The organism is uncultured Corynebacterium sp. (genome assembly GCF_945649885.1).
Classification (GTDB): domain Bacteria; phylum Actinomycetota; class Actinomycetes; order Mycobacteriales; family Mycobacteriaceae; genus Corynebacterium.
Genome location: NZ_CALZFS010000002.1, coordinates 43654 through 59683, shown reverse-complemented (window position 1 = coordinate 59683; position 16030 = coordinate 43654). Strand labels below are relative to the sequence as shown.

Sequence of the window (16030 nt, the reverse complement as noted above, 5' to 3'; positions counted from 1 at the left end):
ATGTTGGTAGTGCTGTTTCGGCCCAGGATGCGGGATTTTCTTGGCCGCACCGGCTTCAATGCGGCGGTTTACGGTATCTCCACCCTGGCCATGAACATGACCTTCTATGAAGCGATCGCACGGCTGCCCATGGGAACCGCGGTGGCCATTGAATTCCTCGGCCCCATCACCGTGGCTGCGCTGGGCAGCCGGACCCTGCGCGACTGGGCAGCACTGATTCTCGCCGGCATCGGCGTGGTCATCATCTCAGGAGCGCAATGGTCAGCTAACAGCGTGGGCGTGTTGTTTGCCCTGGCTGCTGCGGTGTTATGGGCACTGTATATCGTTGCCGGCAACCGCATTGCCAGTTCTGCACAGGACAGCCAGACCGGAATGACGGTGGGATTCTTCTGGGCGGCACTCCTGGCAGCACCACTGACACTGTGGCTGTGGCCGGGGATGTCCAACCTGGGCATGGCCCCCGTGTCACTGCTGGGCCTGGCTTTCGGTCTGGGGGTGCTCAGCGCCGTGATTCCCTACGGACTGGACCTCATTGTCCTGCGGATGGCCGGCCGCGCCTACTTCGCCCTGTTGCTGGCGCTGCTGCCCCTGACCGCAGCAGTCATGGGAGCGGTTATTCTCGGACAGATGCTCACCTGGGCTGAAATCATCGGTATCGCACTGGTGGTCATCGCCGTTGCCTTGCGACGACCCGCCTGATGTAACCTCTGTTCGTCCATCCGTTCGGTTTGGCCTAAACTCATGGGTATGCAACGTTGGGTTCTGCACATCGACATGGACGCATTTTTCGCCTCTGTGGAACAGCTGACCCGACCCACCCTGCGGGGACGACCTGTCCTGGTCGGTGGAGTATCCGGCAGAGGAGTAGTCGCCGGTGCCTCCTATGAAGCCAGGAAGTTCGGGGCACGTTCGGCGATGCCCATGCACCAGGCAAAAAGCCGGGTGGGTTTCGGGGCTGTTGTGGTCACCCCACGCCACATGGTCTATTCCATGGCATCGCGCCGGATTTTCCAGCTCATTGAGCGACGTGCCGGGATCGTGGAGAGGCTCTCCATTGATGAGGGCTATATGGAACCAGAGGAACTGATCGGTGCCACACCCGATGAGGTCCGTGCCTGGGCGGAAGCACTCAGAGAAGAAATCCGTGCGGAAACCGGATTGCCGGCATCAGTCGGAGCAGGATCAGGAAAGCAGTTTGCCAAGATCGGCTCCGGTGAGGCAAAACCTGATGGGGTGTTCATCATCCCGGTGGAGAAACAACACGAACTTCTTGATCCTCTGCCGGTCAATGTGCTGTGGGGCGTGGGACCTGTCACTGAAGCCAAGCTGACCACCATGGGTGTGGAGACCATCGCGGATCTGGCCGCCCTGAGCGCCAAGGAAGTAGAGATCAGCCTCGGTCCGACCATTGGGCCGGGATTATGGAAGCTGGCTCAGGGCATTGATGATCGCCCTGTGGAACCCCGCGCGGAAGCCAAGCAGATCTCCCAGGAACACACCTATGAACAGGACCTGACCACCCGTGCCCAGGTGGATGCAGCCATCACCCGGGCTGCAGAAGGCGCACACCGGAGACTATTGAAGGATGGTCGGGGAGCCCGCACCGTCAACGTGAAACTCCGGATGAATGATTTCCGCATCGAGTCCCGCTCCTTCACCCTGCCCTATGCCACTGATGACTGTGCCACCCTTGAGGCAACAGCATTCCGCCTGGTCAGGTACCCGGAGGAGACCGGACCAATCAGGTTGGTTGGTGTAGGTTTCAGCGGACTGGAGGAAAACCGGCAGGATGTGATGTTTCCAGAACTGGATCAGCAGATCGTCACACCCGCACCGGCTGATACCGACTATGAATCAGGCGTACGGGCCAGCACCACACCAGCCCAGGGCAGCATGGACCAATCAGAGGATCATGCGGATGGCTCTGGCAATGCCCAGACCTGGCGGGCCACCCAGGACATTCATCACCCGGAATTCGGCCACGGATGGGTGCAAGGTGCCGGTCACGGGGTGGTGTCAGTGCGTTTTGAAACCCGCACCACCCAACGTGGAACCACCCGCAGTTTCGCCATGGATGATCCCCACCTCAGCCCGGCTGACCCCTTGAACAGTCTGGACTGGGATGACTGGTTCACCCTCAATGCTGACCCTGATGACCATGCTGAGGACACCGATGAGGCCAGCAGTTAAAACCTAGAACAGGGTCGCCGGATGCTGACCGGTGGCGATAGCCACTGCCAACAGCACACGGGACTGGCCGGCACGGAAGTACCGGGAACCGATGGCGCCCTTAGCAGCCAAGGTGGCACCACCGCCAGCACCACCGTAGGCACCAGCGACATCGCCGCGGGGGACACGGGTGGTGATGACCACGGGGACGCCGCTATCAAGCGCCTTGCCCAGAGCCGCACCCATGGCAGAACCGACATTGCCAGATCCCATGGCTTCGACCACAAGACCCTGCGCACCGGCAGCAAGAGCCGCCTCTACAGCAGCACCGGTGGCGCCAGGATAGGCAGAAATGACCTCCACGGAAGTTTCACCCAACTGAGTCAGCTTCAGTGGATCCGGACGCTCCGGCTCCTCAGGACCATTGGTGGCAAAAGCCAACTCATCACTGGTGTGCCACTTGGTGCAACCACGCGCCGGGATCACCGCGTGGCCGAAAACCACGAGTACACCGATATTGCGGGCGGAGGCATCGGAGGCGATGATGCAGGCTTCAAAGAGGTTGCCCGGGCCGTCAGCCTCCGAGTGATCGAAGGGCTTCTGCGCACCGGTGATGATCACTGGGCGGTGATCGGTGTGGAAGGTATCCACCGCGATGGCGGTTTCCTCCATGGAATCGGTGCCGTGGGTGACCACGACCCCCACCACGGCCGGGTCTTTCAGAACCTGGTGGATCCGGTTGTTTAGCTCATCGATATCGGCAAAGGTCATGGATGAAGAATCCAGGCGGTTGAGCTCATGGACCTCAAAGGCGAACTCGGAGGCATCAAAGCGTGCAGCGATGGGAGCGAGAAGTTCTTCACCACTGACGGTGGGAAGGAGATGGCCATTGGCATCAGAGGTACACGCGATGGTGCCTCCGGTGGTGATTACCGCAATTTTGGACACGGAAGAGGTCTCAGACATGCGATCAACAGTATCAACAACCATAAAACCGTCGCAGGGTGGTGAGGCCAAAGTACATAGATCAGACAGGGATGACCATTCACAGGGTTTTCTCATGCGGTGGCTATGGGGGGAGCACAGGAAACCGTGTACCCTTTGTTGGGAAAGTCGTCGCCACATGACGTGCGCATGAGTGTGATGAATAACCGGTAGAAACCCCTGGAACATCAAGGGGGATTTGTTGGTCTCTCTCTCATGCTGGCAGCGGGATTGTTCACCTGCACCGCCAGGGATCTGCCGTGAACACGGTGGGATGCCCGCAGGGCAGTGGGGATGGAAAACTCTTCCATCATGGCGACGATGACACAAGACGCAAAGGATTTTTTAATCGTGAAGCTTTTCAAAGCAACCGCAGTAACCTTCACCCTTGCCGGTGCACTTGCCCTCGGCGCCTGCTCCAGCAGCGATGACACCACGGACACCACTGAGACCACCGGTGCGGAGCAGACCAGCTCATCTGAGTCCTCCGGCATGGCATCCGAGTACCCGACTGCGGAGGAACTCAACCAGATCCTGGCTGTCGCCACCGATCCAGAGGCTAGCATCGATGACAAGGTCAACACCGTCCAAGGTTCTGAAAACGCCCCTGAACTGTTTGAGACCATGACCCAGGCCAAGGTTGAATCCGGTGCGGAATTCCAGGTTGTTGGATCTGTCTTGCCAGGTTATGATCCACAGTCCGAGGTGCTGACCACCGTCATGTTCACCCTCCCGGACCGTCCTGACCAGGAAGCTGAGGGCGTTGAGTTCGTCAACGTTGATGGCAACTGGCAGCTGTCCCAGGATTGGGCCTGCATCCTGATCACCAACACCGTCGCCCCTGAGCAGGTTCCTGCCATGTGTGTCGGCACTGAGACCGATGCTGTTGCACCTGCTGAGGGCATGGACGCTCCGGCTGAGGCTCCTGCAGAGGCTCCAGCTGAAGAAGCCGTACCGGTTCAGTAAAAAGCAGGATCAGCCCAGGCTGATTCTTTTCCCCGACCACCGTCTCCTGATCCACCTGTCGTGGCTGGCTAGGAGAATACGGCCGGGGAATTTTTCTATTGCTACTTCAAGCTCTTCACTGAGTGCCAGCGAGAGGTGGTTGGTAGGTTCATCAAGCAGCAGCAGGTCCGGTGGGTTGGCCAGGATGAGGCCGAGTGAGACACGGCGACGCTGCCCCAGGGACAGCGATTCCAACGGCATGCTTTGCGACGCACTGCTCAACAAGCCCATCTCCACCAGGGTTGATGAGGTCTTCGAGGTATCCAGGGAGGCAAAAACCTCCCCGGCGGTCATCGCCAGTTGTTCAGCAGTCCACTGATCATCCTGCTTCAACCGGGTGATGCGGAGATCCTCCGGGATGATCAACTCACCCTCGGTGGGGTCAAGTACCCCCTCCAGTACTGATAGCAGTGTGGATTTACCGGTGCCATTGGGGCCCTCCACCAGGATGTGGTCACCGGGGTCAATCCGGAACTTCACCGGTGCCAACCTGTCGGTGACAGCAATGGATCGGACTTCCACGGATTCTCCGGCAGCCTGCCGTTGGAAATCCGGGATCCCCTGGAACTCCAGCTGTTTCGGTGGGGCAGGAAGGGCATTGCGTTCCAGGATCTCCAGACGGTTGCGGGCAGAACGCACACGGCTGCCCTGCGTTTTCGCCGCACGGTCAGCATAGAACTTCTGGGTGATCCTGGATTCGGACTTGGACACTGACTTATGGAAGATATCCTCTTCTTCCGTCCCGGTGGTGGCCTCGAGTTTCTCCCGTTCGGTTTCCTGTGCCACATACAGCTGTGACCAGCGGGTTCTACGGAGTTCACGTTCCTGGATGTAATCGGTGAAACCACCGCCGAAGGACACCGCCTGCTTGACCTCCTCACCAGCACCACCTTCTGGGCCCAGGGCAGGATCAAGATCTACCAGTGTGGTGGCAACAGCATCGAGGAAGAAACGATCATGGCTGGCCATGAGAATCGGCCCCTTGAAGGACTTCAACTCAGCAATGAGGAAGTCCACCGCTGCATCATCAAGGTGGTTGGTGGGCTCATCCAGGATCATCGCGGTGGCAGGCTGCAACAACATCGCCGCCAGTGCGAACCTGCGCCTCTGACCACCGGAAAGTTCCCGGATGGGCACTGTTCGATTGATACCAGCAAGCCCAAGCCCTGCCACGATTTCCTCGATGCGGGCATCCAGGGTCCAGACACCGAACTCCTCAGCGGCACTCAACGCCTGGTCAAATTTCTCGGCGGTATCGGCCGGGGCGGTGTCGTCGCCAAGCAACACGGTCAGCTCACTGATTGCTGCTTCAATCGCGCGGACCGGGGCCACTGCGGCGTCGATAAGCGAATTAACCGGAAGATCAAAGGGCAGGTCTGTTTCCTGCGCGATGAACCCGGTGTCCTCCGGAAGATAAATATGGCCCTGATCAGGTTCCAACTCTCCCGCGATCAGTGCCAGGAGGGTGGATTTACCGGATCCATTCTCACCGATCAGGCCGATGATCTCGCCTCTGTTGACAGTGAGTGAAATATCAGTGAGTACGCGGTGCGTGGGGTAGGAAAAGCTCAGGCCATCAACAGAAATATAGGTTGCATGAGAGCGCATATAGGGGAATGTCCTTCGACGTCGTTCAAAACAGATCACGCGCCCTGGTAAAGGTTGTCACAGGGGAGGGGGCTGCACGGTGAATGGGGGATGAGAGTGCGACTATCGAAGAGTGAACATGACTTAAATTATGCCCTGAGAGGCAAAGAAGGACAACCACATTCGAATAATCAGATGTGGTTGCCCTGCATGGATGCTGTCCCTAGTCCTCAAAACTGATGGCGGAGGTAGTGTCCTGCACCACCCGGAGATCATCAGCGCCGCCACCATAAACCACCCGTGTGGTCCAGGAGATCGCTCCTGAGGTGGGTACCGGCTGGGTCAGATCAACACTGATCTCACCGGCGGAGGTGGTGTTGGAATTCAACACAGCAAGCTGCTCCGGGGTCTCTTCCGTGACACCGGTGGTGTCCTGGGAGATGTCAATCGCACCGAGGCTTGGACGCTGGGAGATTGAAACATCCAGATCGACCACATCGCCGCGCATTCCAGTGATGGTGAAGGTGACCGTCTGTAGCAGGGAAGATTCACCGGAGACCCGGCTGTCCACCGACCAGCTGGCACCCACACCGACCTCATCCTGGGGGAACACCACTGGCAGGGAAGCATATTTGAGCAGGTACTGCTCCATCAGGAGACGACCGGTGTCAGTGGCATCAACCGGTGCTGCAAAACTCACCGATGACTGCTGTCCACGATCATCTGTCTGCATACCCAGCTTGAACCCAGCGGTGGAATTGATGTCCTCGGCAAGCTCAAGATCTGTGAAGGTGGGTTGACCAACCTCAAGTGAGACTGCACGGGACACCGGAAGCGGATCCTCCTCAGCCGGTTCAGCAGCAGTGACATTGGCTGCCACGGGAAGACGCATGGTGCTGGTCTCGCCACCTTCCGGTGCAGTGGGATCAACATCGGCAGCCGGCACCACGGACTGCGTGAACCCATCAGAAACCGAGACGACAGCATTCTGGTCCTGTGACGTCTCATCCGCATACCTCAACTGCTGCAGATCACCAGTGCCGGATTCATGCAGTGTGACACGGGGTGAATCCACAGTCAGACCCACCGCATCCTCCACTTCCGGCCCGGTTGGTTCAGAATTCTCTGACGCACAGGCCCCGAGAAACAACGCTGCGGAACAGGCCAGCGCAGCAGCGGTGGTGCGGATACCACGCCGGGGGCTCGGGAACGGTGGGCGGGGAGGGAGGGGGAGACTATTCATACGCACGCATTCAAACCTAGCCTTTTTATTGATCAGGACAGAACTGTGAGCGCTGATCATGGGGGCAGCAGTGACAGGGGAGAGCAGCCGTGTGGTTGGTCTCAGGTGGAACTTTCCACCGCTGATGGGGAATGATGGTTCACGTGACCTCAAACGATGCAGGGGCGAAAGCGACCCCCACGACCATAAGAGAGAAGAGGACAACGGCAATACGGATGGTGCCTGTCATGGCTGCCATCATGGTGGTGATCGCCGCCGTGGACCAGATTGTCAAGCAGATCATGCTGAACTGGCTGGACCCCGGGGAACCGGTTTCAGTGATCGGCGACTGGTTCCGCTTCTATCTCCTATTCAATCCCGGTGCTGCCTTCTCTATGGGGGAAAACAGCACCTGGCTCTTCACCTGCATCCAGCTGGCCTTTGTCATCGGCATCAGCATCTATGCCCCCAGGGTGAAGCACCGCTGGGTGGGTGTGGGCCTTGCCCTAGTGGCCGGTGGCGCACTCGGAAACCTGATTGACCGACTGTTTCGTGAGCCGACGTTCTTCATCGGACATGTTGTTGATTATATTTCTGTCGGAAATTTTGCCGTATTCAATATTGCCGATGCTGCCATCAGCTGCGGTGTTGTTGTCTTCCTGATCGGAATGTTCCTGGAAGACAGGGACGTGGCACGGGCTGAGAAGGCTGAGATGACCGAGATGGCATCCCCGGCAGAAGATACTGACGCAGTTTCCAGGAAGGGGACAAATGAATAGACAGAGTAGAACGCTTCCGGTGCCGGAGGGACTTGCCGGGATGCGTGTTGATGCAGCCCTGTCCAAGTTGCTGGGCTTTTCCCGCACCACAGCTGCGGAACTGGCTGAGGCAGGAGATGTATCCGTCGACGGTGTGGCCGTCCGCAAGAGTGATCGACTGGTCGCGGATTCCATGCTAGATGTTCTCCTGCCGGAGCCAACGAAGCCCCTCATGCCGAAGGAAGAGATCGTTCCGGGCCTGGACATCCTCTACGCTGATGATGATCTCATCGCGGTGAATAAACCGGTGGGCGTGGCAGCACACCCGACGGTCGGTTGGGAAGGTCCCACCGTGGTCGGGGGACTGGCTGCTGCAGGCTTCAGGATCTCCACCTCCGGACCGCCGGAGCGCAAGGGCATTGTGCAACGTCTTGATGTGGGCACCTCCGGTGTCATGGTGGTTGCCGCTTCAGAACGTGGCTACACCGTACTCAAGCGGGCCTTCCGTGACCGTACCGTGGAAAAAACCTACCATGCGCTGGTACAGGGACATCCCGATCCCACCGAAGGGACCATCGAAGCACCCATCGGACGTCACCCATCTGCAGGCTGGCGTTTTGCCGTCACCACCGATGGCAAACATGCGGTGACCCACTACGAGACCATGGAGGCCTTCCAGAAGGCCACCCTGGTGAAGGTCCACCTGGAAACCGGCCGCACACACCAGATCCGTGTGCACTTTTCTGCACTACATCATCCGTGCTGCGGCGACCCGATGTATGGGTCAGATCCGGCACTGTCTGAACGTCTCGGTCTGATCCGTCAGTGGCTGCATGCTGTGTCCCTGGGCTTCCATCACCCCGCTGATGGACGATGGATGGAGATCTCCTCCCCCTACCCGGATGATCTGCAGAACGCATTGGATATCCTACGAGACTGATGAGCAACGAGAAATTTGATAAGAATCGCAAGGCTCTGGCACTCTTCGCCCTTCTTGCGCTGGTCATCCTCGTTGCTGCACTGAGTTTCAGCGACCGCACCAACAAACCGATGAACATCAACGGAGATATGTTAGGACAGGAGACTTCAGAGACGTTGTCCGACTATGTGTCACGGGCTGACGACACCCTGGCCTCCACCTCCCCGGAAGAAGATGTCTTCGCCCTGGTGACCTTTTCTGAAGCCCTGGGTGCCGCTGAAGCAGCTGAGGTAGTGGATGACATCGAAAGAGTCAATGCCCTGGTGATGCGCTCTGCTGCACCGATGGGACTTCCGGAACCAGTGGACGGTGAGACCCGGGAAGATGTGTTCAACCGCCAGCTGAAACAGGTACAGCGAAGCCTCGATGGAATCGGTGGAATTCAGGCACCCAACACGATCAATGGTGTCATTGTGCGAGATTCCGGAAAGCAACTGCGCACCCTTGCAGAAGATCCGGAAGTGTTGGTCATTGAAACCCTTCCAGCTGATGCCGGCTGGGGCCATTTCGGAGTCCGGCCTGTCACAGTGGACAGTTCCGGCCTGGACCTCAGAAACAACCAGTAGGAAATACTAACGGGGGCAGGTGACGGAGCCGGTTCAAGCAACCGGGGGAGCAGTGTGCATATCACCGCTGCTGCTCGCTCTCCTGTGCAGGGGTGGGAGAACCTTCAGGGTGTGGGGTTTCTCTGCACCCCGTGGGCTTTCTCCCGCCCTTCCCTCAGTGTGTTTCTCCGCTTCTGGGCGATGATATCGCTGAGATAGAGTGCCACGGCGATCCAAATGATGATGAATCCAGCCCAACGCATCGGCTCCAGATGCTCATTGACCACGAACACCGCCCAGATCATCTGCATGGTGGGGGTCATGTACTGAAGCATGCCCACTGTGGACAGTGGGATGGCCTTGGCGGCATAACCGAACATCAACAGTGGCAGGGCTGTGACCAGACCAGCACTGATGAGCAGAGCAGCGTGGTCAGGACCATTGTTGAAGAAGGTGCCCTTTCCGGTGGATTCCAACCAGAGGATATAGACCAGGGCGAGGGGTAGAAGAACGAAGGTTTCAGCAGTCAGTGAGGTGATTGCAGACATGTTCACCTTCTTCTTGATCGCTCCGTAGGTACCGAAGGTGAAGGCCAGGGTGAGCGCAAGCAATGGTGGTTGTCCACCGAGGAAAGTAAGGAAGAATACGGCTGCCAGGGCTATGACAACGGACAACATCTGAAGTCGGCGGAGCTGTTCCTTGAAGAAGATGATGCCGAAGACAACACTGACCAGAGGATTGATGAAATACCCGAGGGCTGCTTCAGTCACCTGATCAGAATTCACCGCGATAACGTAGATCAACCAGTTGAGAGCGATGAACACTGAGGCAGCCACCACTCGCAGCCATGTTGTGCCATCAACGCCCCGGAACTCCCTCCACCCTTTCCGGATAGTGACCACGATGGCCATGACCACCGCTGTCCAGATGATGCGATGGGCGAGAATCTCCAGCGGCCCCGCAGGCATCAGAAGCGGGAAAAACGCCGGGAAAAGCCCCCACATCAGGTAGGCAAGTACTCCATAAATCATAAGGGTTCACCTTATACCTCCCGGGAGCCTTCTGGCTGATTGATTCTGTCTCTTTGCGGTTTGACCTGCTGATTTCATCCGTGGAGAACCCCGGCTAGACTGTGCATCATGGCCAAGAAATCCTCATTTGTTCATCTTCATAATCACACTGAGTATTCGATGTTGGATGGCATGGCCAAGATCGACATGCTCGCTGATGAGGTTAATCGTCAAAGTATGCCGGCGGTGGGCATCACCGACCACGGCAACATGTATGGCTCTAATGCCTTTTACCGGAGAATGACTGAAGCCGGTGTGAAACCGATCATCGGCATCGAGTCCTACCTGGCTCCGGAATCACGTTTCAACAAAAGCCGTATCCGCTGGGGTGAGCCGCATCAGAAGTCCGATGATGTTTCAGCATCGGGTGCTTACCTCCACCAGACCATGCTCGCGGAAAATGCTACCGGCCTGCGCAACCTCTTCTACTTGTCCTCCATGGCCTCCTATGAAGGTCAGCTGGGTAAGTGGCCACGCATGGACGCAGACATCATCGCTGAGCGGGCGGAAGGCATCATTGCCACCACCGGCTGCCCATCGGGTGATGTTCAAACACGTCTGCGTCTTGGCCAGTTTGATGAAGCCCTGGAAGCTGCCGCCATGTGGCAGGACATCTACGGGCGCGATAACTACTTCCTGGAACTGATGGATCACGGCCTGGATATTGAGGCCCGTGTCCGCAGTGAACTCCTGGAAATCGGCCGTAAACTCGACCTTCCCCCGCTGGTGACCAATGACTGCCACTACGTTCTGGAGTCCCAGGCGCAGGCGCATGAGGCCATGCTGTGTGTGCAGACCGGTAAGACGCTTCATGACGAAGACCGCTTCAAGTTCGACGGCAGTGGTTACTACATCAAGACTGCAGAGCAGATGCGTGATCTGTGGGACAGCACTGTTCCGGACGGCTGCGACAACACCCTCTGGATCGCCGAGCGCGTCCAGGACTATGGTGAGATCTGGGAGGAGCATCCGCATGACCGCATGCCGGTGGCGGATGTTCCTGAGGGATACACCCCGACCTCATGGCTCCACCATGAGGTGATGGTTGGGCTGGAGGATCGTTTCCACGGTCAGCAGGTTCCGCAGGAGTACATCGACCGTGCGGAGTATGAGATCTCCGTCATCGACATGAAGGGTTACCCTTCCTACTTCCTCATCGTTGCTGAGATCATCAAGCACGCCCGTTCGATCGGCATCTGGGTTGGTCCGGGTCGTGGTTCGGCAGCTGGCGCGCTGGTTGCCTACGCCCTGACCGTGACCAACATCGACCCGATTGAACACGGTCTGCTCTTTGAGCGCTTCCTCAACCCGGAACGCCCCTCCGCACCTGATATTGATATTGACTTCGATGACCGGCGCCGCGGTGAGATGATCCGCTATGCGGCCGAGCGTTGGGGTGAGGACAAGATCGCCCAGGTGATTACCTTCGGAACAGTGAAGACCAAGCAGGCACTGAAGGACTCTGCCCGAGTTCAGTTCGGACAGCCGGGCTATCAGATCGCCGACCGCATTGCCAAGGTTCTTCCACCCGCGATCATGGCCAAGGACATTCCGCTCAAGGGCATCACGGATCCTGAGCATGAGCGCTACAACGAGGCTGGTGAAGTTCGTGCGCTGATTGAGACTGATCCGGATGTCAGGAAGATCTATGACACCGCCCGAGGTCTGGAAGGTGTTGTTCGTCAAGCAGGCGTGCACGCCTGTGCCGTGATCATGTCAGCCCAGCCGCTCCTGGAATGTATTCCCATGTGGAAGCGGCCAGCGGATGGTGCGCTGATCACCGGTTGGGACTACCCGGCCTGTGAGGCCATCGGCCTGCTGAAGATGGACTTCCTGGGGCTTCGAAACCTCACAGTCATCGGTGACGCCATTGAAAACATCAAGGCCAATCGTGATGGCAAGGTCATTGACCTGGAAAACCTCGCCATTGAGGATGAAGAGACCTACAAGCTGCTCAGCCGTGGTGAAACCCTTGGTGTGTTCCAGCTTGACAGTGGTGGCATGCAGGAGCTGCTGAAACGTATGCAGCCAACTGGCTTCAATGACATTGTGGCCGCGCTTGCGCTGTATCGTCCGGGACCCATGGGTGTGAACGCCCACTGGGATTATGCAGACCGTAAAAATGGTCGTAAACCCATCACCCCGATCCACCCTGAGCTGGAGGAACCGCTTGCGGAGATCCTCGGTGAGACCTATGGTCTCATCGTCTACCAGGAGCAGATCATGAGGATCTCCCAGAAGGTGGCCAATTACACCGCTGGTCAGGCCGATGGGTTCCGTAAGGCCATGGGTAAGAAGAAACCCGAGGTGCTGGAGAAGGAGTTCGCCGCCTTCGAAGCCGGCATGCAGGCAAATGGTTTCTCCAAGGAGGCCATCAAGACCCTGTGGGATACGATCCTGCCCTTCGCCGGTTATGCGTTCAACAAGTCGCACGCCGCCGGTTATGGTCTGGTGTCCTTCTGGACCGCCTACCTCAAGGCACACTATGCGCCTGAGTACATGGCAGCACTATTGACCTCAGTGGGTGATACCAAGGACAAGTCAGCAATCTACCTTGCTGACTGCCGTCACCTGGGCATCCGGGTGTTGTCCCCGGACATCAATGAATCCGTGCTGAACTTCCTTCCTGTCGGCACAGATATCCGTTATGGCCTGGGGGCCATCCGCAATGTTGGTTCGGAGGTAGTGGACTCGATCATTGAGACCCGCAAGGAGAAGGGACTGTTCAAGGACTTCTCTGACTACCTGGATAAGATTGACACCCTGCCGTGTAAGAAGGGCATCACAGAAGCCCTGATCAAGGGTGGTGCCTTCGACTCCATGGGTCATTCCCGCAAGGGACTGATGCTGGTCTTCGAAGATGCTGTTGATTCGGTGATCAGCACCAAGAAGGCAGCAGATAAGGGACAGTTCGACCTGTTTGCAGCCCTGGGTGGAGAAGCCGAGGAAGAGGTTGGAAACTTCTTCCAGATCCAGGTTCCTGATGATAAATGGGACCGTAAGCATGAATTGGCGCTGGAAAGGGAGATGCTGGGACTCTATGTCTCCGGTCATCCCCTGGATGGCTATGAGGATGCGATTGCGGCACAGATTGATACCCCGCTGACCACCATTGTGGCCGGTGAATTACGACACGGTGCCGAAGTCACTGTCGGTGGCATCATCTCCGGTGTGGACCGGCGTTTCTCCAAGCGCGATGGTTCCCCGTGGGCGATTGTCACCATGGAGGATCACAACGGTGCCTCCGTGGAACTTCTGGTATTCAACAAGGTGTATTCGATCGTCGGATCGCTCATCGTTGAAGACAACATCATCCTGGCTAAGGCACATGTTTCGATCCGTGATGACCGCATGAGCCTGTTCTGTGATGATCTCCGTGTCCCGGAACTGGGACCAGGTAATGGCTCAGGGCTGCCACTGCGTCTGTCCATGCGCACCGACCAGTGCACCATGACCAATATCTCCAAGCTGAAGCAGGTCCTGGTTGACAACAAGGGAGAATCAGATGTTTATCTGAACCTTCTCGACGGAGATAATTCCACGGTGATGATCCTGGGGGATCACCTGCGGGTGAATCGTTCCGCCAGCCTGATGGGAGACCTCAAGGCCACCATGGGGCCTGGCATTCTCGGATAGGGAAAGTCAGCAGAATAACCGTGTGTGAATAAATACCCACCCTGGCCGGGTGGGTATTTTCATTTAGGGGTTAGCATCAGAAGCCTTAGGTATTTTCAACAGCGAATGGAGTTTGTATGACCATCGAGCACATCAGAACCACCCACGTGGGTTCCCTCCCACGTACACCGGAGCTTCTTGACGCCAACGTCAAGCGCTCCAGTGGGGAAATCGGTGACGCGGAATTCTTCGACATCCTCCAGACTTCCGTTGATGAAGTGGTGCAGCGTCAGGTTGACCTTGGCCTGGACATCATCAATGAAGGTGAGTACGGCCACGTGACCTCCGGTGCCGTGGATTACGGTGCCTGGTGGAACTATTCCTTCACCCGCCTGGGCGGACTGACCATGACCGATGAGGATCGCTGGGCAAACGCTGAGAAGATCCGCTCCACCCCGGGCAATGTCAAGCTCACCAGCTTTGCCGACCGACGTGACCGCGAGATTTTCCATGAGGCTTATGAGGATCCAGTGTCCGGGATCTTCCAGGGCCGCGCCAGTGTGGGTAACCCGGTGTTCACCGGTCCCATCACCTACATCGGCCAGGATGAGACCACCACGGACGTCAACCTACTGAAGAAGGCCCTGGACAAGTCCGGCATCTCCACCGGTTTCGTGGCAGCACTGTCCCCAGGATCTGCTGCACGGTTGAAGAATGAGCATTACGCCACCGACAACGAGGTAGTTGCGGCCTGTGCTGATGCCATGAGCCAGGAATACAAAATCATCACCGATGCCGGCCTGACCGTCCAGCTGGACGCCCCGGACCTGGCTGAGGCCTGGGACCAGATCAACCCGGAACCATCCCTGGATGATTACCGCAAGTGGATCCGCACCCGCATCGAGGCCATCAACTCCGCGGTCAAGGGCCTGCCCAAGGAGCAGACCCGCCTACACATCTGCTGGGGTTCCTGGCACGGACCACACTCCACAGACATTCCCTTCGGTGACATCATCGAGGAGATCCTGCAGGCAGAGGTCGGAGGGTTCTCCTTCGAAGGTGCCTCACCACGCCACGCCCATGAGTGGCGTGTCTGGGAAGACCACAAGCTGCCTGAGGGTTCAGTGATTTACCCGGGTGTGGTCTCCCATGCGCTGAACACCATTGAGCACCCACGCCTGGTCGCTGACCGCATCGTGAAGTTTGCGGAGCTCGTCGGGCCGGAGAACGTCATCGCTTCCACCGACTGTGGCCTGGGAGGACGCCTGCACCACCAGATCGCATGGGCCAAGCTTGAGTCACTAGTGGAGGGCGCTCGGATCGCCACGAAGGAACTGTTCTAAGGTGTAACCCGAGGGTTGCCAACAGCAACAGACAAGGGCGGCTGCAGCGGAGAAGAAAACTCCACTGCAGCCGCCCTTGTTTTATTAGTTGAAAAGCGCGCTGTCTGAGGGGGACTTAGGCGTCAGGGTTGATGCCGACGCTGATCAGCCAGTCACGGAGGATCTCAGAGCCCTGTGGGTGCACAGAGAGCACCATGTAGGCAGCCTGGGCGGCAAAGGTGGTCACCGTCATCACAATTTGGATAACACCGAGGGGGACAGCCAGCCAACCGGGGAGGCTGATGGAACCGATCACTGGGATCTCACCATTGGAATCGACGAGGTCTCCACCCTTGTCCTCTTCTTTTTCTTCATCAGTTTTCTTGTCACTGGAACCCAGTGAAGGCGCCTGGGGGATCTCACCGCTGGAGAGCATGGAGCTGCCCTCGACGCTTCCTGGCCACTGTTCTGCACCATTGACACCATTTTCAGCTGGAGCCGCCGGGGCAGTGGTGGTAGTCGTGGTCTCGGTGGTTCCTTCCTCAGCTCCTGCAATAGATGGAAGAACTGACAGCGCGACGGCGGTCGCAGTCATGAGGGCCAGAGAGGTGCGGCGCAACTTCAAGGGGGAAACTCCTAGCAATAGAGCTGGACGGAAGGTGAAAGTGGGTGACACACAGTGCAAGGCTCTTGAAGCAAAGATCACAAGGTGGTCACAGCTCAAGCAGAGTGTAGTACGCGCCTGCACGTATTGCCTAGAAAAGTATTTTCCAA

General features: G+C 57.7%; 13 protein-coding genes. 8 read left to right on the top strand and 5 right to left on the bottom strand.

Annotation, left to right across the window (positions count from 1 at the left end):
* Positions 1 to 699 (top strand): DMT family transporter (locus tag Q0M74_RS00560; RefSeq protein ID WP_293950723.1); only part of this gene is annotated, 699 nt, incomplete at its 5' end.
* A gap of 48 nt (positions 700 to 747) precedes the next feature.
* Complete coding sequence (locus Q0M74_RS00555) at positions 748 to 2190, top strand: DNA polymerase IV (RefSeq protein WP_293950721.1); 1443 nt, start codon at positions 748 to 750, stop codon at positions 2188 to 2190.
* A 3-nt stretch (positions 2191 to 2193) separates the two neighbouring features.
* Here Q0M74_RS00555 and Q0M74_RS00550 read toward each other — a convergent pair whose 3' ends face one another.
* A complete protein-coding gene (locus Q0M74_RS00550) occupies positions 2194 to 3135 on the bottom strand; it encodes an asparaginase (protein ID WP_293950719.1) in 942 nt (313 codons plus the stop codon).
* Positions 3136 to 3504: 369 nt separating this feature from the next.
* Between Q0M74_RS00550 and Q0M74_RS00545 the strand changes: the two genes are divergently transcribed.
* A complete protein-coding gene (locus tag Q0M74_RS00545; protein WP_293950717.1) occupies positions 3505 to 4119 on the top strand; it encodes a hypothetical protein in 615 nt (204 codons plus the stop codon).
* A gap of 9 nt (positions 4120 to 4128) precedes the next feature.
* Here the strand turns inward: Q0M74_RS00545 and Q0M74_RS00540 are convergent, their stop codons facing one another.
* Positions 4129 to 5766, bottom strand: coding sequence for an ABC-F family ATP-binding cassette domain-containing protein (locus Q0M74_RS00540; RefSeq protein WP_293950715.1), 1638 nt, complete (start codon positions 5764 to 5766; stop codon positions 4129 to 4131).
* A gap of 202 nt (positions 5767 to 5968) precedes the next feature.
* The gene (locus Q0M74_RS00535) at positions 5969 to 6988 is read right to left on the bottom strand and encodes a hypothetical protein (RefSeq protein WP_293950713.1); all 1020 of its coding nucleotides are present in this window, start codon (positions 6986 to 6988) and stop codon (positions 5969 to 5971) included.
* Between the two features lie 134 nt (positions 6989 to 7122).
* Between Q0M74_RS00535 and lspA the strand changes: the two genes are divergently transcribed.
* Genes lspA through Q0M74_RS00520 form a run of 3 tightly spaced genes read left to right on the top strand, consistent with a single transcriptional unit; the run spans position 7123 to position 9270 of the window.
* Positions 7123 to 7746: a signal peptidase II gene (gene lspA, locus Q0M74_RS00530; RefSeq protein WP_293950733.1), complete on the top strand. Its 624-nt coding sequence runs from the start codon at positions 7123 to 7125 to the stop codon at positions 7744 to 7746.
* Positions 7739 to 8665, top strand: a complete 927-nt coding sequence (locus Q0M74_RS00525) for an RluA family pseudouridine synthase (protein WP_293950711.1) — start codon at positions 7739 to 7741, stop codon at positions 8663 to 8665. Before lspA ends, Q0M74_RS00525 begins: the two co-directional genes overlap by 8 nt.
* Entirely contained in the window at positions 8665 to 9270 is a 606-nt protein-coding gene (locus tag Q0M74_RS00520; protein ID WP_293950709.1) for a hypothetical protein, read from the top strand. The genes Q0M74_RS00525 and Q0M74_RS00520 overlap by 1 nt, the downstream gene beginning before the upstream one ends.
* Before the next feature lie 104 nt (positions 9271 to 9374).
* Here the strand turns inward: Q0M74_RS00520 and rarD are convergent, their stop codons facing one another.
* On the bottom strand, positions 9375 to 10280 hold the full coding sequence (gene rarD, locus Q0M74_RS00515; RefSeq protein ID WP_293950707.1) for an EamA family transporter RarD: 906 nt from the start codon (positions 10278 to 10280) through the stop codon (positions 9375 to 9377).
* A 108-nt stretch (positions 10281 to 10388) separates the two neighbouring features.
* Here rarD and dnaE point away from each other — a divergent pair, with 108 nt between their 5' ends.
* Positions 10389 to 13955, top strand: coding sequence for a DNA polymerase III subunit alpha (dnaE, locus tag Q0M74_RS00510; protein ID WP_293950705.1), 3567 nt, complete (start codon positions 10389 to 10391; stop codon positions 13953 to 13955).
* A 116-nt stretch (positions 13956 to 14071) separates the two neighbouring features.
* The gene (locus Q0M74_RS00505) at positions 14072 to 15277 is read left to right on the top strand and encodes a cobalamin-independent methionine synthase II family protein (RefSeq protein WP_293950703.1); all 1206 of its coding nucleotides are present in this window, start codon (positions 14072 to 14074) and stop codon (positions 15275 to 15277) included.
* Positions 15278 to 15392: 115 nt separating this feature from the next.
* Here Q0M74_RS00505 and Q0M74_RS00500 read toward each other — a convergent pair whose 3' ends face one another.
* A complete protein-coding gene (locus Q0M74_RS00500) occupies positions 15393 to 15881 on the bottom strand; it encodes a hypothetical protein (RefSeq protein WP_293950701.1) in 489 nt (162 codons plus the stop codon).
* Positions 15882 to 16030: the final 149 nt, after the last annotated feature.

Coding starts and splice junctions, on each gene's coding strand:
- Q0M74_RS00555 (WP_293950721.1), top strand. CDS start 748: ATGCAACGTTGGGTTCTGCACATCGACATGGACGCATTTTTCGCCTCT.
- Q0M74_RS00550 (WP_293950719.1), bottom strand. CDS start 3,135: ATGTCTGAGACCTCTTCCGTGTCCAAAATTGCGGTAATCACCACCGGA.
- Q0M74_RS00540 (WP_293950715.1), bottom strand. CDS start 5,766: ATGCGCTCTCATGCAACCTATATTTCTGTTGATGGCCTGAGCTTTTCC.
- Q0M74_RS00535 (WP_293950713.1), bottom strand. CDS start 6,988: ATGAATAGTCTCCCCCTCCCTCCCCGCCCACCGTTCCCGAGCCCCCGG.
- lspA (WP_293950733.1), top strand. CDS start 7,123: ATGGTTCACGTGACCTCAAACGATGCAGGGGCGAAAGCGACCCCCACG.
- Q0M74_RS00525 (WP_293950711.1), top strand. CDS start 7,739: ATGAATAGACAGAGTAGAACGCTTCCGGTGCCGGAGGGACTTGCCGGG.
- Q0M74_RS00520 (WP_293950709.1), top strand. CDS start 8,665: ATGAGCAACGAGAAATTTGATAAGAATCGCAAGGCTCTGGCACTCTTC.
- rarD (WP_293950707.1), bottom strand. CDS start 10,280: ATGATTTATGGAGTACTTGCCTACCTGATGTGGGGGCTTTTCCCGGCG.
- dnaE (WP_293950705.1), top strand. CDS start 10,389: ATGGCCAAGAAATCCTCATTTGTTCATCTTCATAATCACACTGAGTAT.
- Q0M74_RS00505 (WP_293950703.1), top strand. CDS start 14,072: ATGACCATCGAGCACATCAGAACCACCCACGTGGGTTCCCTCCCACGT.